Source organism: Microbacterium pseudoresistens, from assembly GCF_013409745.1.
GTDB lineage: Bacteria > Actinomycetota > Actinomycetes > Actinomycetales > Microbacteriaceae > Microbacterium > Microbacterium pseudoresistens.
The window spans coordinates 1,381,910-1,404,877 of record NZ_JACCBH010000001.1; the positions used below are offsets into that span (position 1 = coordinate 1,381,910).

Below are 22,968 nucleotides of genomic sequence, written 5' to 3' on the forward strand. Positions count from 1 at the left end.
GTGGCGGTGGCGAACCCCGGAAGAGTGGTCTTCGGGCTCCTGCTCACGGCCGCCGTGATCGGCGGGGGCGTCGCCGCGGCGATGCGCGAGACGCCGGAGGCGACCGAGGCGTTCCTCGCCGACGACGCGGGTCGCGCGATCGTCGCGCACGGCTTCTCGACGGCGGGCAGCGCCAAGAGCAGTCCCGACGGGCTGCCGGTGTTCACCGAGGACGACCTGCAGCGGGAGTACTCCGACATGGGCACGAATTTCGTGCGCTTCCTCATCTCCTGGCGAGCGGTGGAACCCGAGGAGGGCGTGATCGACCAGTCCTACCTCGACGCGGTGGCCGAGCGTGTGGCCTGGTACTCCGCCCGCGGGTACCACGTCATGCTCGACATGCACCAGGACCTGTGGGGTCAGGCGATCACCCCGTCCGGCGAGAACGGCAACGGGGCGCCGGCCTGGGCCACGCACCTCGACGGCCTGCCCGTGACCCCGCAGGATCAGTGGGAGCTCATCTACCTCGAGCCCGGCGTCATCCGCGCCTTCGATCACTTCTGGAACACGACCGGCGAGCATCCCGAGCTCAGGGAGCACTACGCGCAGGCGTGGCGCGCCGTGGCCGAGCGCTTCGCCGACGACCCTGCGGTCGTCGCGTACGACCTCATGAACGAGCCGTACGGGGGCACGCTGCAGGGCGTCGCCTTCGAGTCCGGCCCGCTCACCGACCTCTATCAGCGCACGGCGGATGCGATCCGCGAGGTCGACGACGACACCTGGCTGTGCCTGGAGCCGCAGGCGTTCGGATTCAACTGGGGCCTGCCCAGTGCGCTCGGCGCCGTCGACGACGCGCGCGACGGCGACGCCCGGGTCGCGTTCTGCCCTCACCTGTATCCGCTGTCGATGGACCTCGGCGACGGCTACGACGGATCGTCGCGCATGCTCGTCGACGGCACGGTCGCCGCGTGGACCCGCAACGTGCTGAACACCGCCGACATGCTCGGCAAGGGCGAGGGCCCGGTACCGGTGATCCTCGGCGAGTTCGGTCTCGACACCACTGCGCCCGGCGCGCAGGAGTACGTCGAGCTCGTGTACCGCACGGCCGACGAGCACGGTTTCGGCGTGGCTTACTGGTCGCGCGACGACGGAGACTGGGGCCCGTACGACGGCGCCGGCGGGGCGCGCAACCTCGTCTCGTGGCTCGACCGGCCCTACCCCCGCGCGGTCGACGGGCTCGTCTCGTGGCGCTCCGGTGCCGACGAGCTGCAGGTGACCGTGCGCGGCGCGGAGGGCGCGGCCGAGCTCTACCTGCCCCCCGACCGCTTCGCCGATCCGGTCGTCACCGGGGGAACGGTCCAGTCGTGGGATGCGGCCACCGGCATCCTCGTCGTGCGCCCCGTCACGGCGGATGCGACGCTGCGGATCACGAGCGGCTGATCCTCTTGTCCGGCGGCGGGGTGAGGCTGCCCGGCGGCGGGGCGAAGGTCACGTGCCGGTGAGCACGAGCCACAGCAGCACGCCGTTCAGCGCGATCAGCAGCACCGACGCGAGGATGCCGACGACCGTCGTCAGCGCACGGTTGGCGAAGGCGCCGAGCGTGCGGCGCTGCGCCGTGAGGGCGACGAGCGGCACGAGCGCGAAGGGGATGCCGAACGAGAGCACCACCTGGCTCAGGATCAGGGCGAGCGTGGGATCGAACCCGACGGCCAGGACGACGAGCGCGGGGATGAGTGTGACCAGGCGCCGGGCGAGCATCGGAACGCGCACGTGCAGCAGCCCGTGCATGATCTCGGCCCCCGCGTAGGCGCCGACAGAGGTGGATGCCAGGCCGGAGGCGAGCAGTGCCACGGCGAACAGCGTGGCGATGACGGGGCCCAGCCCCGCCTCGAGGGCCGTGTGCGCGCCCTCCAGCGAGTCGGTGCCCTCGACGCCGGCGAGGTTGGCGGCGGCGACGAGCAGGATCGCGAGGTTGACCGAGCCGGCGATGACCATGGCGATCGTCACATCCCACCGCGTCGCCCGCAGCAGTGTGCGCACCGCGGGGCGAGCGGCGTCGCCGGCCTGTGCGGGGATCGCGAAGCGGTCGCGGCTGAGTGCGGAGTGCGCGTAGATCGCGTGCGGCATGATCGTCGCGCCCAGGATCGAGGCCGCCAGCAGCACCGATCCGCTGTCGGTGAACCGCGGCAGCACGCCCGCCGCGATCCCCGCCGGGTCGGGCGGGGCGATGACGGCGCCGGCGACGAAGCCGATCGTGATGATCGCCATGAGTCCGATCACGATGAACTCGAACGGCCGGGGTCCGCGCCGCGAGTGCACCGCGAGCAGCGCCATCGAGACGGCGCCGGTGATCACGCCGCCCAGCAGCAGCGGGATGCCGAAGAGAAGGTTGAGGGCCACGGCGCCGCCGATGACCTCGGCGAGATCCGTGGCCATGGCCACGAGCTCGGCCTGCGCCCAGTACGCGCGCCGCGCCCACGGGCGGCGGATGCGGCTGCCGAGCAGCTCGGGAAGGGAGCGTCCGGTGACCACGCCGAGCTTGGCCGAGAGGTACTGGATGAGCCAGGCCATCACGTTGCCCGCCAGCACGACCCACACGAGCAGATAGCCGTAGGCGGCGCCCGCGGTCATGTTGCTGGCGACGTTGCCGGGATCGAGATACGCGACTCCGGCCACCAGCGCCGGACCGAGCAGCGCGAGTCCCCGCAGTGGCGGTGTCCGCCGCGGAGGAGTGGCGACCAGATTTTTAGGCATACCGAAAAATATACCGGATCGGCGATCGGCGACCGACGGATACAGTGGCGGGGTGCACCGCGAGAACCCCGCTGACGACGCCGCACCCGCGCACGGCGTCGGCCCGTGGCCCGGGGGCGAGGCGAGCTGGCCCGGCGACGAGCACTACGATCCGGAGTTGCTCGCGCACGGCGACGCCCGCAACGTCGTCGACCGCTACCGGTACTGGCGGATGGAGGCGATCGTCGCCGACCTCGACACCAGGCGGCACCCGTTCCATGTCGCGATCGAGAACTGGCAGCACGACATGAACATCGGCTCGATCGTGCGCAGCGCCAACGCATTCCTCGCCGACACCGTGCACATCGTCGGCAAGCGACGCTGGAACCGCCGCGGTGCGATGGTCACCGACCGGTACCAGCACGTCGTGCACCACCCCGATATCGAATCGTTCGCGGCATGGGCGCAGGACGAGGGCATCCCGATCCTCGCCGTCGACAACACCGTCGGCGCGCTGCCCGTGCAGGAGGCGGACCTTCCCGCACGGTGCGTGCTGCTGTTCGGTCAGGAAGGCCCGGGGCTCAGCCCCGAGGCGCTGGATGCGGCATCCGCGCACATCGAGATCACGCAGTACGGCTCGACCCGGTCGATCAACGCCGGCGCGGCCGCGGCCGTGATCATGTACGAATGGTGCCGCAGGCACGCGTGATCCGAACGCTCAGCGCCGCCGATGGTAGTTCGGGCTGCGCGCGACACCGAGGAGCCATCCGAACCGCGGGGCGACCTTGGTCTCCAAGAAGCGCACGACAGCGTAGTAGATCATCGAGATCACCAACGCGGTGGCGACCGTGATGAGGGTGCGCCAGGTGTCGTCGATCTCCCAGCCGAGGGAGATCAGCCAGCCGATCAGCGCGCCGACGAGCCACGGGGTGAACGTGCGGACGACGGAGTCTCGCATCGCGCGCTCGCGAGGCTGCTCCGACGTCGTGGTCTGGGCGCCGGACTGCGCCGCGCCCTCCGTCGTCGCCGGGCCCTTCGTCGTCGCCGGGCCGTCCTGCGGGCCGTCGTAGTCGTAGTGCCATGCCTCGCCGAAACCGAATCCGGTCGGCTGGAATCCGAACGAGGGCCCGTTCGCGCGCAGCCAGTCCGATCGGACGGTGCCCTCCGTGGTCACCCCGGGGTCGCTTCCGGTGTCGCGCAGGTCGACGGCGCCGGAGCGCTCGTGCCGGCTCGTGCCCGGAGCGGCGACGGTTCCCTCGGAACTGTGCCGCACCCAGCGCTGGTCGTTCCAATACCGCACGTCGCCGAACGGGCCGTCGCCCTCGTCCTGCACGTGGAAGCGCTCCAGGAAGATGGCCGTCTGCTCCTCGGTGCTCCGATACCCCGACGAGACGCGCAGCTCCAGGCCGAACTGTGCCCGGAAGGCCTCGTTCAGCCGCACGAGCGCGGCGGCACATCCTGCGGAGACGCGCTCGCCGTCGACAGTCACCAGCGTGAGCCCCATGCGCACCTCCTGGGCACCACCCTGGCACAGCCCGGCCGCTCAGACAGCGGGTGCGCCGGCGCGCATCCAGGCGTCCGTGCGGATGCGCCAGCCGAGGGTCGCGAGCCGCGCGAGCATGAACACGCCGAAGAACGCCATGGCCAGCCACAGCAGCCCGACGGATCCGCCGCCGCCGATGAGTGAGACGGCCAGCAGGGCGGGCAGGAACGGGATGAGGGTGAGGGCACCGGCGACCGCGAGATAGCGCGCATCCCCCGCGCCCATGAGCACGCCGTCGAGCACGAAGACCACGCCCGCCACCGGCTGGGCCACGGCGAGCACGATGAGCGCGGGCTGGATGAGCCGGGCGAGCTCGGCATCCCCCGTGAAGGCGATCCCGATCACGCCGGACAGCCCGCCGATCACCGCGCCCACGGCGACGCCGAACCATCCGCCCCACGCCATGGTGCGCGCCAGCACGTGCTTCACGGCGGGGATGTCGCCGGCGCCCAGGCCTTTGCCGATCAGCGCCTGCGCGGCGATGGCCAGGGCGTCGAGGGCGAAGGCGGCGGTGGAGAAGATGGTGAAGACGACCTGCCACCCGGCCAGCTCGGTCGTGCCGATGCCCGTCGCCACGCCCACCGTGGCCAGCAGCGCGACGCGCAGCGAGACGGTGCGCAGGAACAGCCACCCGCCCGACCGTGCCGACCCGCGCACGCCGTCGCGCTGCGGGCGCACGGATGCTTCGTGCCGCCGCGCGAGCCGGCCCACGACCACGACGTACGCGGCGACCATGCCCCACTGCGCGACGACGGTGCCGGCCGCGGATCCCGCTATCCCCCATCCGAGTCCGTAGATGAACAGGGCGTTCAGCGCCGCGTTCGCGGCGAAACCGCATCCGGCGATCCACAGCGGGGTCACGGTGTCCTGCATGCCGCGCAGCAGTCCCGTCGCGGCGAACACGATGAGCATGGCGGGAAGACCCCACATCGAGATGGTGAGGTAGGTGTCGGCCTGCTCGGCCACCGCGGCAGGGGCGCCGAACAGGCTCACGATCCATGGGCTCGCCAGGGCGCCGGCCGCGGCGAGCACGGCGCCGAGTCCGAGCGCCAGCCACATCCCGTCGATGCCCACGGATACCGCGCCGCCGTGCTCGCCGGCGCCGAAGCGGCGGGCGACGGCGGGGGTGGTCGAGTAGGCGAGGAAGACCATGAGCCCCACGATCGTCTGCAGCACGGCGGAGGCGATGCCGAGCCCGGCCAGGGGCACGGTGCCGAGGTGGCCGACGAGAGCGGCGTCGACGATGAGGAACGCCGGCTCGGCGACGAGGGCGCCCAGGGCGGGCACGGCAAGGCGCAGGATCTCGCGGTTCAGGGATCGGGGCACCCGTCGAGCCTACGGCGCGGACATCACCCGTCCTCCCGAGAACGACGCCATCTCCCGGCGGATGCGCTGCTCGCGTCGGGAGATGCTGCCGTTTCCGGCGCGGCACGCCGAGGCCCGCATAGGCTGAGAGCACCGACACCCGGGAGGTGCGCGATGAACGCACGCGATGAGCACGAGCCCGACGCGGATGCGCGGCCGCAGCCGGTGCTGAACGCCGAGAACATGCCCGCGATCGTCGAGACGGCGATCCAGGTCGCGATCCGCCGCGGCGAGTTCGACGACCTGCCCGGCGCGGGCAAACCGATCGAGGGCCTCGGGGCGCAGCACGACCCGGACTGGTGGATCCGCCGCAAGATCGAGCGCGAGAACCTGACCGGTCTCGGCCCGCCCGCGCTCATGCTGCGCGTCGAGGACCGAGGCATGCAGGAGCAGCTCGACTCGCTCACCCGCGAGGAGGATGTGCGCGCCGTGCTCGACGACTTCAACCGTCGCGTCGTCGAGGCCAGGCGCCAGCTGATGGGCGGGCCGCCCGTGGTCACCGCCCCGCGCGATGTCGATGCCGAGGTCGCGGCCTGGCGCGAGCGGCGCGAGGCCGCACGTCCGCACAACGCCGCTGCTCCGGAGCGCGCGCGGTGCATCCCGTCATTCCTGCGTCGACGAACCCGCTGAGCGTCCGCTCTGTTGCCGGGCGAGGATCCGGCGCCGCTGCCAGAGCAGCGGTACGCCGAGGAGCCCTGCGTGCGGCACCGCGAGCACGATCGCGGACAGCATGACGAGCGCGGGGTACTGCCAGATCAGCTGATCCGACGACCAGTACAGCATCAGCGTCGCGATCGACCCGAGCGCGATGACCGTCGTGAACGCGCGCGCCCGGCGGCCGAGCCCGGTTCCGACGACCAGCAGGACGCCGAGCATGATCTCCAGCGCCGGGATGACGATGCCGAACAGCTCCGGCGCTGCGCGCATCGCCGCTCCGAGCGGGGCGAAGAAGAACGGTACGCGCGCGTTGTCCGACGTGCTCCCCGCGACGAGAAGGATGTCGGCGCCGCCGAACCCTGCCCGGTGCTTCAGGGCGCCCTCGGCGATCCATAGCGCGCCGGCGGCGACCCTCGCCGCGCCGCCGATGAGCGACGAGACGAGAGCTGCGCGCGAGGCGATCCCAGGGATCACGACAGTGCGGCGGCGCCGAACACCGCCTTGGCCTTGTCGCAGTGGATCACGACGTGCGTGTACGTCGAGGGATCGACGCCGTCGAGCGCGAATGTCTGCGACTCCTGATCGAACGCGACGGCGTCGATGCGCATCCCCGCGGTCACGGCCTCCTCGTCGACGCCGTTGGTGAGGTACACGTGCAGGTCCGGGCCCTCATCGGACGAGAACCCCGACAGGGTCAGCGCGTCACCCGACAACGTCGCCGTCCCTGCGACGCTCTTGTCGCCCAGGCCCTCGAACATGCCGCTGACCTCGGCCATGGCGTCGCTGTTCATCGCCTCGTCCTCGTCCATCGAATCCTCCGGCGCCATCGAGTCGTTCGGGGCCATGGACTCCGACGACGAGTCCTGCATGCCCTCGTTCGTGCCCGAATCGGTTGGCGAGCTGCAGCCCGCGAGTGCCAGGCCGACGGCCAGCAGGGCGGTGGGGAGGAGAAGGGGTGTCTTGCGCATGATGCTCTCTTTCTCGACGGCGGGCGTCGTGTTCCGGTGACCTCAGCGAAGCTACGCAGCACCACGCACGGGAGGGGAGCATCTTTCAGAGCCGTAAGAACTCGGGCTCGTGGGCGGCAGGCGCGACTAGCCTCAGACCATGCATGAGGAGGGCACGGGCGATCGGCGCGCACGCATCGTGGTCGTCGAAGACGACCAGACGGTGCGCGATGCCGTCACGGCCTACCTGCGTGCGAACGGATACGACGTGACGGCCGTCGACAACGGCGTGGGCGGGCTGCGGGCGATCCGCGAGGAGAAACCGGATGTCGCCGTCGTCGACCGGATGCTCCCGGGCCTCAGCGGCGACGAGATCTGCCGCGAGGTGCGCACGTTCTCGGCGGTGCCGATCCTCGTGCTGACCGCCCTCGGCGAGGTCGAGCAGCGGATCGAGGGCCTGGAGGCGGGCGCCGACGACTATCTCGTCAAGCCCTTCGCCCTGCGCGAGCTCCTGCTGCGCATCGCCGGGCTTCTGCGCCGCGCCCGCGCGGCCGACGCCCCCACTCGGGTCGTCACGCGCGACGAGGTCACGATCGATCCCGCGCGGCGGCGCGTGTGGATCCGCGACAAGGAGGTCGCGCTCGCCGCGCGGGAGTACGAGCTGCTGGCCTACCTCTTCGAGCACGACGGGCGCGCGGTATCGCGCGACGACATCCTGCGCGACGTGTGGGGATGGTCGTTCGGCGAGGCCTCCACCGTCACCGTGCACGTGCGGCGGCTGCGCGAGAAGCTGGAGGACGACCCGCGCCAGCCGCGCTACGTGCTCACCGAATGGGGCGTCGGATACCGGCTGAGCACGACGGGGGCGGGATCATGATGCCGCTCGGTGTGCTCGACGCCGCGGTCATCATCCTCACCGGCGCCGGCTGCGCGGCGCTGATGACCCTCATCGCCGTGCTGCTCCTGCGGCGGATGCGCGGCAGCGGCCTCATGGCGCGCTTCGTCGTCGTCGGCGCGGCGTCGGTACTGGCCATGGCATCCTCCGTCGTGGCGATCGCGTTGGAAATGTACATATCGCCGCACGACCTGACGGTGCTCGTCTGGATCGCGGCGACCGGGTTCCTCTGCGCGGTGATCACCGCCGTGCTCACGGCGCGCGCCGCCCGGTCGTCGCTGTCGGGGATCGCCGCGGCAGTGAGGCGCGTGGGCGAGGGCGACGTGGTCGACGTCGAGCAGTCCGGGTGGCGGGAGTTCGACGATCTCTCGATCCGCCTCGCCGAGACGTCGCAGAAGCTCAGCGAGGCGCACGCCGAGGTCGAGCGGCTGGACTCGGACCGGCGCCGTTTCCTCGCCTGGATCTCGCACGATCTGCGCACCCCGCTCACCGCGATCCGCGCGCTCGCCGAATCGATGGAGGAGGGCGTGATGGATGATGTGGCTGCCTTCCCGCGGCGGGTGCGCGTGCAGGTGGAGGCGATGGGTCGGATGGTCGACGACCTGTTCGAGCTGTCCAGGATCACCTCGGGCGCGATCCGGCTGCGCACCGAACAGGTCGAGCTGCTCGACGTCGTCTCCGACGCGGTGGCAGACCTCCGGTCGTCGTCGGCGCAGCGCGACGTGCAGATCGTGCAGCGCGACGTCGCGGGTCACGTGGTGTGGGCCGATCCGCATCAGCTGGCCCGGGTGGTGACCAACCTGCTCACCAACGCCGTGCGACACGCGCCGCGCGGATCGGAGGTGGTCGTCTCGGCCGAGGCGCTCGACGAGGGTCGGCTCGTGCTCGCCGTGCTCGATCACGGCGGAGGGGTGGCGGTGGAGGACCTCGACCGCATGTTCGAGGTCGGCTGGCGGGCGGACGCCGCGCGCAGCACTGACGCCGACGGCATCGCCTCCGGGGCGGGGCTGGGCCTTGCCATCGCGCGCGGGCTGGTGCGGGCGCACGGCGGCGACGTGTACGCCGAGCGCACCGGCGACGGATTCTGCATGAAGGTGCTGCTGCCCACCGATTCGCGCGAGCCCGTGGAGTGAGCCCGTCGCTCCGCGTCCGGATCGCTCGCGCGGGAGGAGATCGCAGCCTCGGGAGGAGAGAATCCGGGCTGTTCTCCTCCCGATGGTGAGTCCTCCTCCCGAGCGTGTGTCCGTACGCATCGCGCCTTCGCCTCGTAAGACCTCGGCTCGCGCATAGGCTGGATCCATGACCGATGTGCTGCCCGCGGGCCTCGCCCTCGATGACCTCTCCACCACGATCCGCCCCCAGGACGACCTGTACCGGCATGTGAACGGCGCCTGGTTCGCCCGTACCGAGATCCCCGAGGACAAGGCACGCTGGGGCTCGTTCCACATGCTCGCCGAACAGGCCGAGAAAGACGTGCGGGCCATCATCGAGGAGTCCCAGAACGCAGAGCCCGGCACCGAGGCGCGCAAGATCGGCGACCTGTTCGCGAGCTTCATGGACACCGAGCGGATCGAGGCGCGGGGCGCCGAGCCGCTCGGCGGCCCGCTCGCCGAGGTCGATGCGATCGCGTCGATCCCCGATCTCCTCGCCACCGTCGGCGACTTCGACCGCCGCGGCATCGCCGCGCTCATCGGGGTGTTCGTCGAGCCCGATCCGGGCGACCCCGAGCGCTACGTGCCCTTCGTCGTGCAGGCCGGGCTGTCTCTTCCCGATGAGAGCTACTACCGCCTCGACAACTTCGCCGACACCCGCACCGCCTTCCGTGCGCATCTCGAGCGCATCCTCGGGCTGGCCGGGATCGCGGATGCAGCGGCAACGGCCGATCGCGTCGTCGCCCTGGAGCACGAGATCGCCGGTCACCACTGGGACAACGTCGCCAGCCGCGACGCCGTCAAGACCTACAACCTCAAGAGCTGGGGTGAGTTCACCGCGCTCGTCGGCGTCGACCTCGCCTCGTGGCGCGACAAGGTCGCCCCGACCAATCCGGAGGCGTTCGCCGAGGTCGTCGTCTACCAGCCGAGCTTCTTCGAGGGGCTGGGCGCCCTGCTCGTCGAGGAGCGGCTGGACGACTGGAAGGCGTGGCTGCGCGCGAAGGTCGTGCACGGCCTGGCCGGATACCTCAGCGATGCATTCGTGCGCGAGAACTTCTCGTTCTACGGCACCGAGCTCACCGGCGTGCCGACGATCCGCGAGCGCTGGAAGCGCGGTGTCTCGGCCGTCGAGGGCGCGCTGGGCGACGCGGTGGGCAAGGTCTACGTGGCCCGCCACTACCCGCCGGAGGCCGAGGCGGCGATGAACGAGCTCATCGGCAACCTCATCGAGGCCTACCGGCAGAGCATCACCGAGCTCGAGTGGATGAGTCCGCCCACGCGCGAGCGCGCGCTCGCCAAGCTCGACACCTTCACGCCCAAGATCGGGCACCCCAAGACCTGGCGTGACTACTCCGATGTCGAGATCGATCCGTCCGACCTCGTCGGCAACGCCGGCCGCGCCGCCGCGTTCGAGCACGATCGCTCGATGAACAAGGTCGGCCGGCCCATCGATCGCGACGAGTGGTTCATGCCGCCGCAGATGGTCAACGCGTACTACAACCCGCTGATGAACGAGATCGTGTTCCCCGCGGCGATCCTGCAGTATCCGTTCTTCGACGCCGCCCGCGACGCCGCGGCCAACTACGGCGGCATCGGCGCCGTCATCGGTCACGAGATCGGTCACGGCTTCGACGATCAGGGCAGCCGTTACGACGGCAGCGGCAAGTTGCAGGACTGGTGGACGGACGCCGACCGCGCCGCCTTCGAGGAGCGCACCTCCTCGCTCATCGCGCAGTACGACGCGCTCGTGCCGGTGGGGCTCGACGCCGAGCACCACGTGAACGGCGCGCTGACGATCGGCGAGAACATCGGCGACCTGGGCGGGCTCGGCATCGCGCTCAAGGCGTATGAGCTGTCGCTCGGCGGCGAGGAGGCTCCCGTCATCGACGGGTACACCGGCGTACAGCGGCTGCTGCTGAGCTGGGCGCAGGTGTGGCAGCAGAAGAGCCGCGACGCCGAGACCATCCGGTTGCTCACGATCGACCCGCACTCGCCCAACGAGTTCCGCTGCAACCAGATCCTGCGCAACGTCGACGCGTTCTATGCGGCGTTCGACGTGTCCGAGAAGGATGCGCTGTGGCTGCCCGAGGAAGAGCGCGTCACCATCTGGTGAGCGGCACGGCCCGCCGCTATCGCACGCCCTTCATGAGCCGCAGCACGGGCTTCACGGCCAGCAGGAGCATGACTCCCACGGCCACCGCGACAAGACCCAGGGTGAGGAAGTACGGCGTCTCGTTCGACGGGTCGTAGAACACCGCGAGCTGACCAGAGACCGCCGTTCCCAGGGAGACGGACAGGAAGAACAGCGCGACCATCTGGGTGTGGAAGGCATGCGGGGCGAGCTTGGTCGCCACCGACAGCCCCACCGGCGAGAGCAGCAGCTCGGCGACGGTGAAGACGAACAGGATGCCGACGATCGCCAGCAGCGGCGTCGAGTTCGGCCCGCCGCCGGCGAAGGGCAGGAACAGCAGGAACGCGCCTCCCATGATCATGGCGCCCAGGGCGAACTTCACGGGCGTCGAGGGCTGGCGGCTGCCCATCTTCGTCCAGATCCAGGCGAAGACGCCGGAGAGCACGATGATGAACACCGGGTTGATCGACTGCACCCACGACACCGGCATCTCCCAGCCGAACAGGTTGCGGTCCAGCTGCTTGTCCGAGTAGACCGTGAGCACCGTGAACTGCTGCTGGTACAGCGCCCAGAAGGCGACCGAGGTGATGAACAGGGGCACGAACCCCCATACGCGACTGCGCTCCTCCGAGGTGATCCGCCGACTGCTCAGGATCACGGTGAAGTAGGCCACCGCGGCGGCGATCACCACGATGACCACGATGAGGGCGAGGTTCTCCGCGCGGATCACGCCCAGCAGCACGCACGCGACGATGATGATCACGGCGGCCGCGGCGATGATGCCGACCATGGGATAGCGCGAGCGCGGGAGGGGGTTGGGCACCTCCCGCGCCTCGTCGGGAAGTCCGCGGCGTCCGAACGAGTACTGCACGAGACCGGCCGCCATGCCGACGGCGGCGAGGCCGAAGCCCCAGTGGAAGCCGAGGGTGGACTGCAGCAGGCCCGTCAGAATGGGCCCGAGGAACGCACCGAGGTTGATGCCGAGGTAGAACAGCGAGAACCCGCCGTCGCGGCGCGGGTCGTCGGCGCTGTAGAGCGTGCCGACGACCGAGGTCGCCGTGGCCTTGAGCCCGCCCGATCCGATGGCGACGAGCACGAGCCCCACGCCCACCCCGACGAAACCGGGCAGCAGGGCGAGGGCGATGTGGCCGGCCATGATGACGATCGCACTGAGGAAGAGCACGCGCTCGGCTCCGAGCATCCGATCGGCGACCCAGGCGCCGAGGATCGTGGAGAGGTACACCGCCCCGCCGTAGGCGCCGACGATGCCGGCGGCGACCGACTCCTGCATCCCCAATCCGCCCTGCGTCGCGGAGTAGTACAGGTAGATGAGCAGGATGCCCTGCATCCCGTAGAAGCTGAACCGCTCCCACATCTCCACCCCGAAGATGTGCACGAGGGCGCGCGGCTGTCCGAAGAATCCGGAATCGGTCTGGGGGGATGCGGCATCGACCCGCGAATCGCTCATACCGGGCACGCTACACGGCGCCGCCGGTCTCTCGCGGCGCCGAGACGATGCCCGGACGGGTGTCGCGGGCGCGCGGCGCGCACTAGCATGGCATCTGCCGGACTGCGCTGGGCCGCTCGGCGAATCCCGAAGGAATCCGCGTGGGCACTCCCTCCGAGCCCCGATCTTCGACCATGCGCCGTTCGCAGCGCCATGGCCGCCGCCTTCCGCGGCGCGCCGCCGCCGATCGCCGCTCGTTCCGCGGCGCGCTGAGCACCCTCGAACAGCTCGCCTCCGCCGGGGCGCAGGTGGCCGTGCACGTCGTCGACCTCGACAGCGGCGAGCCCGTGCTCACCGGAGACGACCACGTCACGATGCCGATCGGCGGGCTCGGCGTCGTGCCGCTGCTCGTCGAGGTCGCCGCATCCATCACCACCGGGCGGTTGGATGCGCTGGAGCTGATCGATCGCGCGTCTCTCGACCCGGTCGTCACGGCGGGGCTGTGGCGCCACCTCGTGGTGCCGGAGCTGCCCGTGTGCGATCTTGCGATCCTGGCCGCCGCGGCCGGAGACTCGCAGGCGGTCAACGCGCTGCTCGGCCGGGTGGGGATCGAGCGCGTGCAGACGCGGATGCTCGAGCTCGGACTTCCGTCGCTCGCCATTCTCGACCGCTATCGCGATCGCCGCGGTCCCGATGACGCACCGCACCTCGCCGTCGGCAATGCGCGCGACCTGGCCTCTCTGTTCACCCAGCTCGTGAACGCGAAGGCGGTGGATCCGGCTGTCAGTGCGCAGGTGTCGGAGTGGCTGAGCCTCAACCAGGACCTCAGCCTCGTGGGTGCGGCGACCGGACTGGATCCCTTCGCCCATGACGACGACGCGCACCGCATCCTCTTCGTCAACAAGACGGGCCGCGAGCCCGGCGTGCGCGTGGAGGCGGGTGTCATCGCCGGGCCGCGGGCCGGCGTCGCCTATGCGCTCATCGTGTGCTTCGACGATCTCTCGATCACACACCGGCTGCGTGCGCACGACGCGTTCCGGGTGCTCGGCGTCGATCTCATGGAATATGCCCACTGACAGCGCCCGCTCATAGGGTGGGGGCATGGCACACGACTCCCTCGCCGCATGGCTGCGCGCGCAGCCCACGCTGACCGGCACGGCTCCGGACCTCGACCTCGACGCCCTGCCCGATGATCCGGTCGAGCTGTTCCTCGACTGGATGCGCGGCGCCGTCGCGCAGGGGGTTCCCGAAGCCGCTGCGGCGACACTGGCCACCATCGGTGCCGACGGTGTCCCGGATGTGCGCACTCTGATCCTCAAAGACGTCGATGCGCGCGGATGGGTGTTCGCGAGCACCCGCTCGTCGGTCAAAGCGACCCAGCTCGCCGCGGCGCCGGTCGCGGCGCTGAACTTCTGGTGGCCGCCGATCCTGCGCGCGGTGCGCGTGCGCGGCGCCGTCGTCGAGGCCTCGGCAGAAGACAGCGCCGCCGACCTCGCCGCGCGGTCGGCCGCCGCGAGGGCGATCATCGCTCCCGGTAACTGGGTGCTGTGGCGGATCGTGCCCGCGCAGGTCGAGTTCTGGCAGGGCGCGGAGGATCGGCACCACACCAGGATCATCTACCGGGCTGAGGGCGCCCACTGGGTGCGCACCGACAATGCGCGAGACGCGAAGCAGAAGAAAGGGCAGACCGCATGAGCGACTACGAAGTGACGCGGATCGGCGGGATGGACCAGTGGCGCGACAACTTCGGCGGGTTCGACGAGAGTCGCGCCCGCGACGGCCGTCGCGTCGTCGACCACGAGTTGACGATGCAGTACATCGGGATGACGGCGAACGCCCTCGTCCCCGGTGAAGAGGCCGGGTACTGGCACACGCACTCCCGCGTCGAGGAGTTGTACGTGTTCCTCGACGGTCTCGGGCAGATGGGGGTGGACGACGACGTCGTCGACGTCGAGGCGGGTACCGTCGTGCGCGTCGGCCAGGGCGTCTATCGCACGTGGCGGGCGCGCCCCGACAGTCCGGGGGAGCTGCGCTGGCTGTGCATCCGCGCCGGTGGAGAGCAGCTTCCGCACATGCCGGACGACAGTGCCAGAGCACCGGAACGCCCTATGCCGTGGAGCGATGAGTCATGAGCACGGAGATCGGCGCGGTCGTCGCTGCGGCGGCCGAGGGCATCCCTCACCGGCGGGAGGACGGCGAGCTCGTCGGCTGGATCCATGAGTCCGGCGATGACTGGGTCGCCGTCGACGTTCTCGGCCGCGTGGCATCGGCGCCGGTCGACTGGATCGCCGCCGAGGAGGCGCTGGAGCAGATCGGTCTTCGCTTCCTCATGGACGCGTGGATGCTCGACGGTGAGGGACCGGATCCGCTGCGTGTGAAGATCGTCGAGGTGAGTCCTTCCGGCGAGGGCCGGGATGGACGGATCGTCGTGAAGATCGATGATTACGGCGACATCCAGCGTCCGCCGTCGCAGCGCTTCACGCTCGGTTGGCCCCTGCCCGAGCGCCTGCGCCCGCCGCGGGACGGCGATCCCGACGGGCACACGCTGAACCTTCCCGCCCGTTGACCCCCGGTCGTCGAGCGAGCGGAGCGAGACGCGTCGAGATCCCGGCCTCAGCGGCCGGTCGGCAGCGACGGGTGCGGCTCGATGAAGTCGCCCTTGGGGATGAGCAGCGAGAGCACGAGCGCGATGACCGCCGCGGCGATCGCGAGCCAGAAGCACACCTCGAACGCTTGCCGTGTGGGCACCGCGATCCCCTCGACGTTCGTGCTCAGGCTCGCGAGCACACCGCCCATCACGGCCGAGGCGCTGGAGGTGCCCACCGAACGGAAAAGGGCGTTCAAGCCGTTCGATGCGCCGGTCTCCCTGGCCGGCACGGCGCGCATGATGATCATCGGCATGGCGGCGAAGCTGAAGCCGATCCCCACGCCGATGATGATGTTCGACAGCAACAGGTGCCACACCTCGGTCGACCAGATCAGCACCAGCGTGTAGGCGATCACGATCGCCGCGGTGCCGGCCGTGAACAGGATGCGCGGTCCGATCGTGCGCTCCAGCCACCCCGACAGCGGTGACAGCACCATCATCACGAGCCCCGCGGGCATGATGATCAGCGAGGCGCCGATGAGGTCGAGCCCGAAGCCGGACCCGGTCTCGACCGGCAGCTCGAGCATCTGCGGAAAGGTCACGTTCGAGCCGAAGAGGGCGAAGCCCATCCCGATCGCCGCGATGTTCGTGAACAGCACCGCAGGACGCGCGGCGACGCGCAGATCCAGCAGCGGATCGGTCGTGCGCAGCTGGTACCAGCCCCAGAGCAGCAGCACGACGATGCCGCCGATCCCGCAGATCAGGGTGAGCGGCGAGGTCCAGCCCCAGTCGGCGCCGCGCGACACGGTGAGCAGGATGCCGGTGAGTCCGATGGCCATCCCGATCGCCCCCGGCACATCGAGCCGACCGGGGAAGCGCAGGACATCGGTCGGCACGGTGAACGGGACGAGGATCATCCCGATCGCGCCGAGACCGGCGGCGAGCCAGAACAGTCCGTGCCAGTCGGCGTTCTGCGCGAGATATGCCGCAAGCGGCATGCCGATCGCTCCGCCGACGCCCATGGTGGCGCTCATCAATGCGACGGCGGTGCCGAGGCGCTCGGGCGGCAGCACGTCGCGCATGATCGCGATGCCGAGCGGGATCACGCCCGATACCGCGCCCTGGAGGCCGCGGCCCACGAGGACGCCGCCGATCGAGCCCGAGATCGCCGCGATGACGGAGCCGACCACGAGCAGCGCGAGCAGGGTGAGCACGACGCGGCGCTTGCCGTACATGTCGCCCAGTCGCCCCGAGATCGGCGTCGCCACGGCGGCCACGAGCAGCGTGATCGTGACCACCCACGTGGTGTCTTCGCGCGAGGCGTTCAGCAGGTGCGGCAGTTCGGCCTGCAGCGGCACGATGAGCGTGAACATGAACGATGCACACAGCCCTGCGAAGGCGAGCACGCCGACGGTCGCCCACCGCGGCGGGGTTCGGGAGAGGCGCTTGCGCGCTCTCTCATCCGATCCCATGCGCACAGGCTATCGGTCCTGCGCGGGGCGGGCTCCGGGACAGATGGCTGAGCGGGGCCGGGTATGCGAGCTCGGATGGCTGAGGGCCTATGGCTGGGAGCGGGACGGATGGCTGAGCGGCCGTGGGAAAATCAGCGGAATCGTGCCGAAAGCACGCGCATCAGAGCAATCGTTCAGTCAAGTGTCCCCGATGCCTCGAGTGTGCCTCAGCCATCTGTACGGGTGGGGTCCGACCCGGTCAGCCATCCGTATCCGGCACGGTGTCGGAGAGTCGTGGCAGGGTTGGCGCATGGATGAGACGATCGGGCAACAGGGCGGATCGGCGGAGAAGCCCGCGGTGTTCTTCCACGACGCATCCGAGTTCCGGCGGTGGCTTGAGCGGCATCACGACACCGAGACGGAGCTGTGGGTCGAGGTGCGCAAGGCGCACGTCGCCGACCGTGGACTGACCTGGGCGGAGGCGGTGCCCGAGGCGCTGTGCTTCGGCTGGATCGACTCCGTGTCGCAGCCGGTCGACGACGACCGGCGCCGGCAGCGATGGACGCCGCGCAAGAAGAGCAGCACATGGTCGGCCGTGAACGTCGCCCATGTCGAACGGCTTCTCGCCGACGGGCGGATGGCTCCGGCGGGCATCGCCGCGTTCGAGGCACGCAGCCCGGAGCGCACCGGCACGTATTCGCACGAGAACGGCGAAGCCGAGCTCGAGCCCGAGGTGCAGGCCGTCATCGACAGGTCGGCGGCCGCGACGGCGTTCTTCGAGGCGGCGGCTCCCGGGTATCGCAAGATGGTGCGGCACTGGATCAGCAGCGCGAAGCAGCCCGCGACGAGGCTTCGCCGTGCCCAGCAGCTCGTCGACGACAGCGTCGCGGGCAGACTCATCCCTCCCGCCAGGGCGGGCGGTGCGAACCCCGCGTGGCTCGTCCGTGCGACGGCCGCCGCCGCGACGGTTCGAGACGACGCCGGGTGACGGACTCGCCGCATCCGGCCGAACGATGCAGACTGGGAGCGTGCGAACCATCCGCGATCTTGACACCGTTGAACTGATCATCGACGCGCAGAAGCTGCTCGACTCCATCCGAGGGCCCGAGCGCGTCATCGATGCGGGCACCATGCGTGCCCTGCAGCAGTCCGGAAACTATGTCGTCGGGCTCTTCGACGACGACGCCGAGGAGCGCATGGTCGGCGCCTCGATCGCCTTCTTCGGCGAGCCGGGGCGGCGCATGATGCATTCCCACATCACCGCGCTGCTGCCCGAGTACCGCGGCCGCGGCTGGGGCCGAGAGCTCAAGGAGCATCAACGGCAATGGGCGTTCTCCCGCGAGGTCGGCAAGATCACCTGGACGTTCGACCCGCTCGTGGCGCGCAACGCGCACTTCTTCCTCACGGTGCTCGGTGCCCGCGTCACCGGCTACGCCGTGAACCAGTACGGGATCTTCGGCGGTGGCGACGCAGGCGACGAGAGCGACCGTCTCGACGCGGAGTGGGCGCTGGCCGACATCGCCTCGACTCCGGCCGATGAGGAAGTGGCGGCGACGCTCGAGATCCCCTCCGACGTCGAGACGATGCGCGTGGACGACCCCGCCGCCGCACAGGACTGGCGCATGCGTCTGCGTGCCGAGATGGACGACCTGCTCGGTCGCGGCCTGCACATCGCCGGTTTCGACGTCGCCCGCGGCTACCTGTTCACCGAGTAGCAATCGGGCTGTCTGCGGGAGCCGGATTTGTCATAGACCTTTGGATATCGACCGTGGACAATCGTCTCTTCACTGCGCGTGCGGTCGCAAGCCACGATGGATTCCCACGCGTAACGAAGAAGTGGAGAGAGGGACATCGTGGATACAAGGGGAAATGCGAGCCTCATACGTCCCAGGAGGCGAACGATCGTGGCAGCGCTCGCCCTTGCGACTGCCGTGGCGGCAGGATCGCTAGTGTCTGCACCAGCGCATGCCGACGTGGGTCAGAGAATCGGGGCGTCCTTCGACTCATCGGCGGTGACAGATCGCTCGGACGACGATGACGCTGTCGCCGAACAGCGGCTCGCTGAGCATCTGGGTGAGCTCATCGCTGCCTACGATCGTTCGAGTAACGAGATTGATCTCGATCGCGTCCCGGCTTCGACACTGGCCAGCGATGAGGGACAGGCTTTCGTAGATGCGGTTGCCCTCGCAAGAGACGGGGCTTCTGGCGTCAGTGATCTCGAAACGATCTTCACGATGCTACGAGACAGACTCGGCGAGTCGACCGGGCTCGGTATCACTGGCACAGTTGCGCTCGCGCCTGGGGTCAGCGTCACCTTTCCCGACGATGCGACGTCGACCGCCTATATCACCGGCGGTTCGGATCCATGGCCCTATGTTCAATTGACCAATGCTGAACAGCAAGCGATGGTGCCCGGAGCCTCGGCCGCGTTGATCGCCTCGGTCTGCGCACTTCTCGGGCCAGAGACTGCTGGCGTGGGGTGCGGGGTGGGCGCGGCCGTGATCGGAATGATCGTAGGGATCATTGTCGCGAATGGTGTGCGCCCGAACAATCGGCAGATGCGGATCTATCCGCTTGTGGGGCCGACCGGATTCAGCTGCCAGTGAGAATTTCGGAGGGGCAGATGGGAAAGAGAAGACTTCACCCAGCAGTCTTCGCGACCATTGTCGTGTTGCCGGTCATGCTGCTTCAGGTCATTCTCGTCATGTTGGGGGTCTGGGCTTTCTCTCTCGAGTTGATCTCCGTATTGGTTATCGATGCCATCGTCTGGCTGTTGTGTGCTCTCATCTGGCGCCAGGCAGACCGCGCCCGGGTATGAAACCATGGCATTGCGGATCACCGCCGGGGACGCAGGACGAAGTCTCCGGTCTCGCCGGGATTGACGGCGACCTCCCACCGGAACCCGTCGGGGTCGCTGAAGTAGCCCGAGTATCCGCCCCATTCCCGGTGGCTCGCCGCGCCGACGCGCGCTCCAGCCGCGGCCGCCTCGGCGAGCACGGCATCCGCCTCGGCCTCGGTCGCGACGTTGTGCGAGAGTGTGATCGGGGCGAGCCCGGTCGCCGGGGCCTCGCCGATCTCGGCGGCGAAACCGTCGACGCTCCACAGCGACAGGAGCACCCGGTCGGCGATGGGGAGCATCAGCACGTCGTCGTTGTCGAAGATCGGCCGCCAGCCCAGACCATCGACGTAGAATGCCCGGCTGCGGGCGACGTCGGCGACGGCGAGGGTGATGAAGCTCACTCGTTGTTCCATGCGGTCAGTGTCGCACCGGTATCCGACATGGTTCGATGACAACATGAGCGAACTCGAGCAGCACCCGGCCGATTCCCCCTTCCACGCCCGCCTCCCGATCGGGGAACGCCTGGAGGTCTCGGCGCTGACCGAGGGGCTGCCCTGGGCGTTCGAGCAGATCGTGATGCGGCCGCTCGAGCCGATGCTCGTACCGGAGCAGCCGCGCAACGGCGAGATCGACCGGTCGGAGTGCGGGCCGTGCCGCACCTCGCCGAACACGATCTGGCACGACGACCTGTGGCAGGTCTACGCCTCACCGGAGCCGGGTGGGTTGCCCTTCATGGCCGCGATCTCGCCACGTGAACACTGGCTGCTCGAGGACGCGCCGGTCGAGGTGCTCGCCGCGCTCGGCCCGCTCCTGCAGCGCATCTCGGAAGCGGTGAAGACCGTGCCGGGCGTGGCCCGCTGTCACTTCGGCCGTTGGAACGACGGCTCGGCGCACATGCACATGTGGGCCCTGGCTCGCCCGCGGGCATGATGCAGGGGCGCGGTGCCGCCCTCGCCTTCTGGGATGATGTGCTGCCGCCGATGCCGCAGGCGATGGCGGATGAGCACGTCGGGATCGTCGCCGAGTCGCTCGCCGCAGGGGGAGGGGTGGCGTTCCCCCATCGCTGATTCCGTGGTACCACTTCTCACCTCAAATGGTACCATCTGGTCATGGCGATGAATCTGAGGTTGCGTGAGGATGCCGCAGCGGCGCTGCGCGCCGAGTCGGAGCGCACTGGCAAGAGCCAGCAGGAGATCCTCCGGCAGGCGGTCGACGAGCACCTGGGGCTGGGCGATGCGAAGCGGCCCACCCCGTACCCCGACTGGGTCATCCCGCCGGAGCGTCCGTATCGGATGGTCAAGCCGTTCCTGCGCCTCCCGAAGGGCATGACGACGGCCGATCTTCTCGATCGCGAAGATCGCATCTGACGTGCTGATCTACGTCGATACGAGCGCTGCGCTCAAGCGGGTCTTCGAGGAGGACGAGTCAGCAGCGTTGATGACCGCGATCGATGAAGCGGTACTCGGTGGTGACAGGCTGATCTCTTCCCATCTGACTCGAGTGGAGCTGGGTCGCGGCATCCGCCGTCGTATCGAGTTCGAGTCGCACGCACGCTTGACGTCGGCGTTCGAGGCGGCGACCGCCGACATCGCGTTCGCTCCCATGTCGCCCTCGATAATCGAGAGCGCCCGGATCATCGGCCCGCCCGTGCTGCGCTCGCTCGACGCGATCCATCTCGCCGCGGCGATCGCCGTCGGAGCCGGTGAGGTGTGGACCTACGACGAGCGGCTCGCTGCGGCATCCGAGGAGATGGGGATCGTCGCACGGATGCCGTCCTGACGAGCGCGGATAGGATTGGATCGCCCGTGCTCACGGGCGCATCACCGCACCCTCCGACCATTGGAGCCACCGTGGCCGAACAGTCCCGCCTCGACAAGGTCATCGCCCTCGCCCGTCACCGCGGGTTCGTGTTCCAAGCGGGCGAGATCTACGGCGGATCCCGGTCGGCCTGGGATTACGGTCCCCTCGGCACCGAGCTGAAGGAGAACATCCGCCGCCAATGGTGGCAGACCTTCGTGCGCGGCCGCGGCGACATGGTGGGCCTGGACTCCTCGATCATCCTGCCCAAGCGCGTGTGGGAGGCCTCGGGTCACGTCGCCACCTTCACGGATCCGCTGGTCGAGTGCCTGCAGTGCCACAAGCGCCACCGCGAGGACCACCTCATCGAGGCGTACGAGGCGAAGAAGGGCCGCGCGCCCGAGAACGGCATGGCCGACATCGTGTGCCCCGACTGCGGCACTCGCGGCAAGTGGACCGAGCCGAGGTCGTTCTCCGGCCTGGTCAAGACCTACCTCGGCGTCGTCGACGACGAGTCGGGCCTGCACTACCTGCGCCCCGAGACGGCGCAGGGCATCTTCGTGAACTTCGCCAACGTGCTCACCGCCTCGCGCAAGAAGCCGCCGTTCGGCATCGGCCAGGTCGGCAAGGCGTTCCGCAACGAGATCACGCCGGGCAACTTCATCTTCCGCACGCGCGAGTTCGAGCAGATGGAGATCGAGTTCTTCACCCCTCCGGCCGAAGCGGGCGAATGGTTCGAGCACTGGGTGGAGGCGTGCTGGGACTGGTTCATCGACCTGGGCATCGACCCCGCCAACATGCGGCGCTTCGACGTTCCCGAAGACGACCGCGCCCATTATTCCGCCGGCACCATCGACGTCGAGTACAAGTTCGGCTTCCAGGGCTCGGAGTGGGGCGAGCTCATGGGCGTCGCCAACCGCACCGACTACGACCTCTCCAGCCACAGCGAGGCATCAGGCCAGAGCCTGACCTACTTCGACCAGGCCTCCGGCGAGCGCTACACGCCGTACGTGATCGAGCCGTCGTTCGGTCTCACCCGCGCGATGATGGCCTTTCTCGTGGATGCGTACCGCGAAGAGGAGGTGCCCAACGCCAAGGGGGGCACCGATACTCGCACCGTGCTGAAGCTCGACCCGCGCCTCGCCCCCGTCAAGGTCGCCGTGCTGCCGCTGTCGCGCAACGAGAACCTCTCGCCGATGGCGCGCGAGGTGGCCGATACGCTGCGCGGGCACTGGGTGATCGACTTCGACGACGCGGGCGCCATCGGTCGCCGCTACCGCAGGCAGGACGAGGTCGGCACACCGTTCTGCGTCACCGTCGACTTCGACTCGCTGGAAGATCGCGCCGTCACCGTGCGCGATCGCGACAGCATGGCGCAGGAGCGCGTACCGCTCGCCGAGCTCGAGGACTACCTGGCGGCGCGCCTGCGCGGCGCCTGACCCTCCG

General features: G+C 69.6%; 27 protein-coding genes. 19 read left to right on the forward strand and 8 right to left on the reverse strand.

Features of this window, described 5'->3' with window-relative positions; translation table 11 throughout:
• Nucleotides 1–6 precede the first annotated feature (6 nt).
• Nucleotides 7–1,419 (forward strand): cellulase family glycosylhydrolase, encoded by a 1,413-nt coding sequence (locus tag BKA02_RS06815; protein ID WP_218844488.1) that lies wholly within the window; start codon nucleotides 7–9, stop codon nucleotides 1,417–1,419.
• Nucleotides 1,420–1,467: 48 nt separating this feature from the next.
• Here the strand turns inward: BKA02_RS06815 and BKA02_RS06820 are convergent, their stop codons facing one another.
• A complete protein-coding gene (locus BKA02_RS06820; protein ID WP_179432502.1) occupies nucleotides 1,468–2,733 on the reverse strand; it encodes an Nramp family divalent metal transporter in 1,266 nt (421 codons plus the stop codon).
• A 52-nt stretch (nucleotides 2,734–2,785) separates the two neighbouring features.
• On the opposite strand from BKA02_RS06820, the gene BKA02_RS06825 reads away from it, so the two are divergent.
• Nucleotides 2,786–3,421 carry a TrmH family RNA methyltransferase gene (locus BKA02_RS06825; protein ID WP_179432504.1) on the forward strand — a complete coding sequence of 212 codons (636 nt, stop codon included), beginning with the start codon at nucleotides 2,786–2,788 and terminating at the stop codon, nucleotides 3,419–3,421.
• Nucleotides 3,422–3,430: 9 nt separating this feature from the next.
• On the opposite strand, the gene BKA02_RS06830 is transcribed toward BKA02_RS06825, so the two are convergent.
• Nucleotides 3,431–4,216, reverse strand: a complete 786-nt coding sequence (locus BKA02_RS06830) for a M15 family metallopeptidase (RefSeq protein ID WP_179432506.1) — start codon at nucleotides 4,214–4,216, stop codon at nucleotides 3,431–3,433.
• 39 nt (nucleotides 4,217–4,255) lie between these two features.
• Nucleotides 4,256–5,581, reverse strand: coding sequence for an MATE family efflux transporter (locus BKA02_RS06835; RefSeq protein ID WP_179432508.1), 1,326 nt, complete (start codon nucleotides 5,579–5,581; stop codon nucleotides 4,256–4,258).
• A gap of 153 nt (nucleotides 5,582–5,734) precedes the next feature.
• On the opposite strand from BKA02_RS06835, the gene BKA02_RS06840 reads away from it, so the two are divergent.
• Nucleotides 5,735–6,250 (forward strand): DnaJ family domain-containing protein, encoded by a 516-nt coding sequence (locus BKA02_RS06840; RefSeq protein WP_179432510.1) that lies wholly within the window; start codon nucleotides 5,735–5,737, stop codon nucleotides 6,248–6,250.
• Here BKA02_RS06840 and BKA02_RS06845 read toward each other — a convergent pair.
• The gene (locus tag BKA02_RS06845; RefSeq protein ID WP_179432512.1) at nucleotides 6,224–6,751 is read right to left on the reverse strand and encodes a hypothetical protein; all 528 of its coding nucleotides are present in this window, start codon (nucleotides 6,749–6,751) and stop codon (nucleotides 6,224–6,226) included. The two genes, BKA02_RS06840 and BKA02_RS06845, sit on opposite strands and share 27 nt — an antisense overlap.
• The gene (locus BKA02_RS06850; RefSeq protein WP_179432514.1) at nucleotides 6,748–7,245 is read right to left on the reverse strand and encodes a DM13 domain-containing protein; all 498 of its coding nucleotides are present in this window, start codon (nucleotides 7,243–7,245) and stop codon (nucleotides 6,748–6,750) included. The genes BKA02_RS06845 and BKA02_RS06850 overlap by 4 nt, the downstream gene beginning before the upstream one ends.
• Nucleotides 7,246–7,384: 139 nt before the next feature.
• Between BKA02_RS06850 and BKA02_RS06855 the strand changes: the two genes are divergently transcribed.
• The 3 genes from BKA02_RS06855 to BKA02_RS06865 all read left to right on the forward strand — a co-directional run bounded on the left by BKA02_RS06855 (nucleotide 7,385) and on the right by BKA02_RS06865 (nucleotide 11,383).
• The gene (locus BKA02_RS06855) at nucleotides 7,385–8,101 is read left to right on the forward strand and encodes a response regulator transcription factor (RefSeq protein ID WP_179432516.1); all 717 of its coding nucleotides are present in this window, start codon (nucleotides 7,385–7,387) and stop codon (nucleotides 8,099–8,101) included.
• Nucleotides 8,098–9,252 (forward strand): sensor histidine kinase, encoded by a 1,155-nt coding sequence (locus BKA02_RS06860; protein WP_179432518.1) that lies wholly within the window; start codon nucleotides 8,098–8,100, stop codon nucleotides 9,250–9,252. The genes BKA02_RS06855 and BKA02_RS06860 overlap by 4 nt, the downstream gene beginning before the upstream one ends.
• A gap of 166 nt (nucleotides 9,253–9,418) precedes the next feature.
• A complete protein-coding gene (locus tag BKA02_RS06865) occupies nucleotides 9,419–11,383 on the forward strand; it encodes a M13 family metallopeptidase (RefSeq protein ID WP_179432520.1) in 1,965 nt (654 codons plus the stop codon).
• 16 nt (nucleotides 11,384–11,399) lie between these two features.
• On the opposite strand, the gene BKA02_RS06870 is transcribed toward BKA02_RS06865, so the two are convergent.
• The gene (locus tag BKA02_RS06870) at nucleotides 11,400–12,869 is read right to left on the reverse strand and encodes a peptide MFS transporter (protein ID WP_179432522.1); all 1,470 of its coding nucleotides are present in this window, start codon (nucleotides 12,867–12,869) and stop codon (nucleotides 11,400–11,402) included.
• Between the two features lie 140 nt (nucleotides 12,870–13,009).
• Here BKA02_RS06870 and BKA02_RS06875 point away from each other — a divergent pair, with 140 nt between their 5' ends.
• The 4 genes from BKA02_RS06875 to BKA02_RS06890 are packed head-to-tail and all read left to right on the forward strand — an operon-like array spanning nucleotide 13,010 to nucleotide 15,414.
• Complete coding sequence (locus BKA02_RS06875) at nucleotides 13,010–13,924, forward strand: serine hydrolase (RefSeq protein ID WP_343045365.1); 915 nt, start codon at nucleotides 13,010–13,012, stop codon at nucleotides 13,922–13,924.
• A 25-nt stretch (nucleotides 13,925–13,949) separates the two neighbouring features.
• Entirely contained in the window at nucleotides 13,950–14,543 is a 594-nt protein-coding gene (locus tag BKA02_RS06880; protein WP_179432524.1) for a pyridoxine/pyridoxamine 5'-phosphate oxidase, read from the forward strand.
• Nucleotides 14,540–14,980, forward strand: coding sequence for a cupin domain-containing protein (locus BKA02_RS06885; protein WP_179432526.1), 441 nt, complete (start codon nucleotides 14,540–14,542; stop codon nucleotides 14,978–14,980). The genes BKA02_RS06880 and BKA02_RS06885 overlap by 4 nt, the downstream gene beginning before the upstream one ends.
• A complete protein-coding gene (locus BKA02_RS06890; RefSeq protein WP_179432528.1) occupies nucleotides 14,977–15,414 on the forward strand; it encodes a hypothetical protein in 438 nt (145 codons plus the stop codon). The genes BKA02_RS06885 and BKA02_RS06890 overlap by 4 nt, the downstream gene beginning before the upstream one ends.
• 47 nt (nucleotides 15,415–15,461) lie before the next feature.
• On the opposite strand, the gene BKA02_RS06895 is transcribed toward BKA02_RS06890, so the two are convergent.
• A complete protein-coding gene (locus BKA02_RS06895; protein WP_179432530.1) occupies nucleotides 15,462–16,907 on the reverse strand; it encodes an MFS transporter in 1,446 nt (481 codons plus the stop codon).
• Nucleotides 16,908–17,196: 289 nt separating this feature from the next.
• Here BKA02_RS06895 and BKA02_RS06900 point away from each other — a divergent pair, with 289 nt between their 5' ends.
• The 4 genes from BKA02_RS06900 (at nucleotide 17,197) to BKA02_RS06915 (ending at nucleotide 19,704) form a co-directional block, all read left to right on the forward strand.
• The gene (locus tag BKA02_RS06900) at nucleotides 17,197–17,874 is read left to right on the forward strand and encodes a YdeI/OmpD-associated family protein (protein ID WP_179432532.1); all 678 of its coding nucleotides are present in this window, start codon (nucleotides 17,197–17,199) and stop codon (nucleotides 17,872–17,874) included.
• 40 nt (nucleotides 17,875–17,914) lie between these two features.
• Nucleotides 17,915–18,601, forward strand: a complete 687-nt coding sequence (locus tag BKA02_RS06905) for a GNAT family N-acetyltransferase (RefSeq protein ID WP_179432534.1) — start codon at nucleotides 17,915–17,917, stop codon at nucleotides 18,599–18,601.
• A 297-nt stretch (nucleotides 18,602–18,898) separates the two neighbouring features.
• Nucleotides 18,899–19,492: a hypothetical protein gene (locus BKA02_RS06910; protein ID WP_179432536.1), complete on the forward strand. Its 594-nt coding sequence runs from the start codon at nucleotides 18,899–18,901 to the stop codon at nucleotides 19,490–19,492.
• A gap of 17 nt (nucleotides 19,493–19,509) precedes the next feature.
• On the forward strand, nucleotides 19,510–19,704 hold the full coding sequence (locus BKA02_RS06915) for a hypothetical protein (protein WP_179432538.1): 195 nt from the start codon (nucleotides 19,510–19,512) through the stop codon (nucleotides 19,702–19,704).
• Nucleotides 19,705–19,721: 17 nt separating this feature from the next.
• Here BKA02_RS06915 and BKA02_RS06920 read toward each other — a convergent pair whose 3' ends face one another.
• Nucleotides 19,722–20,138 (reverse strand): VOC family protein, encoded by a 417-nt coding sequence (locus BKA02_RS06920; RefSeq protein ID WP_179432540.1) that lies wholly within the window; start codon nucleotides 20,136–20,138, stop codon nucleotides 19,722–19,724.
• A gap of 43 nt (nucleotides 20,139–20,181) precedes the next feature.
• Between BKA02_RS06920 and BKA02_RS06925 the strand changes: the two genes are divergently transcribed.
• The 5 genes from BKA02_RS06925 to BKA02_RS06945 all read left to right on the forward strand — a co-directional run bounded on the left by BKA02_RS06925 (nucleotide 20,182) and on the right by BKA02_RS06945 (nucleotide 22,961).
• Nucleotides 20,182–20,655: a hypothetical protein gene (locus tag BKA02_RS06925; protein WP_179432542.1), complete on the forward strand. Its 474-nt coding sequence runs from the start codon at nucleotides 20,182–20,184 to the stop codon at nucleotides 20,653–20,655.
• Nucleotides 20,652–20,792 (forward strand): hypothetical protein, encoded by a 141-nt coding sequence (locus tag BKA02_RS06930; RefSeq protein WP_179432544.1) that lies wholly within the window; start codon nucleotides 20,652–20,654, stop codon nucleotides 20,790–20,792. Before BKA02_RS06925 ends, BKA02_RS06930 begins: the two co-directional genes overlap by 4 nt.
• A gap of 42 nt (nucleotides 20,793–20,834) precedes the next feature.
• A complete protein-coding gene (locus BKA02_RS06935; protein WP_179432546.1) occupies nucleotides 20,835–21,092 on the forward strand; it encodes a ribbon-helix-helix protein, CopG family in 258 nt (85 codons plus the stop codon).
• Between the two features lies 1 nt (nucleotide 21,093).
• Nucleotides 21,094–21,504: a PIN domain-containing protein gene (locus BKA02_RS06940; RefSeq protein ID WP_179432548.1), complete on the forward strand. Its 411-nt coding sequence runs from the start codon at nucleotides 21,094–21,096 to the stop codon at nucleotides 21,502–21,504.
• Between the two features lie 71 nt (nucleotides 21,505–21,575).
• Entirely contained in the window at nucleotides 21,576–22,961 is a 1,386-nt protein-coding gene (locus BKA02_RS06945; RefSeq protein ID WP_179432550.1) for a glycine--tRNA ligase, read from the forward strand.
• Nucleotides 22,962–22,968: the final 7 nt, after the last annotated feature.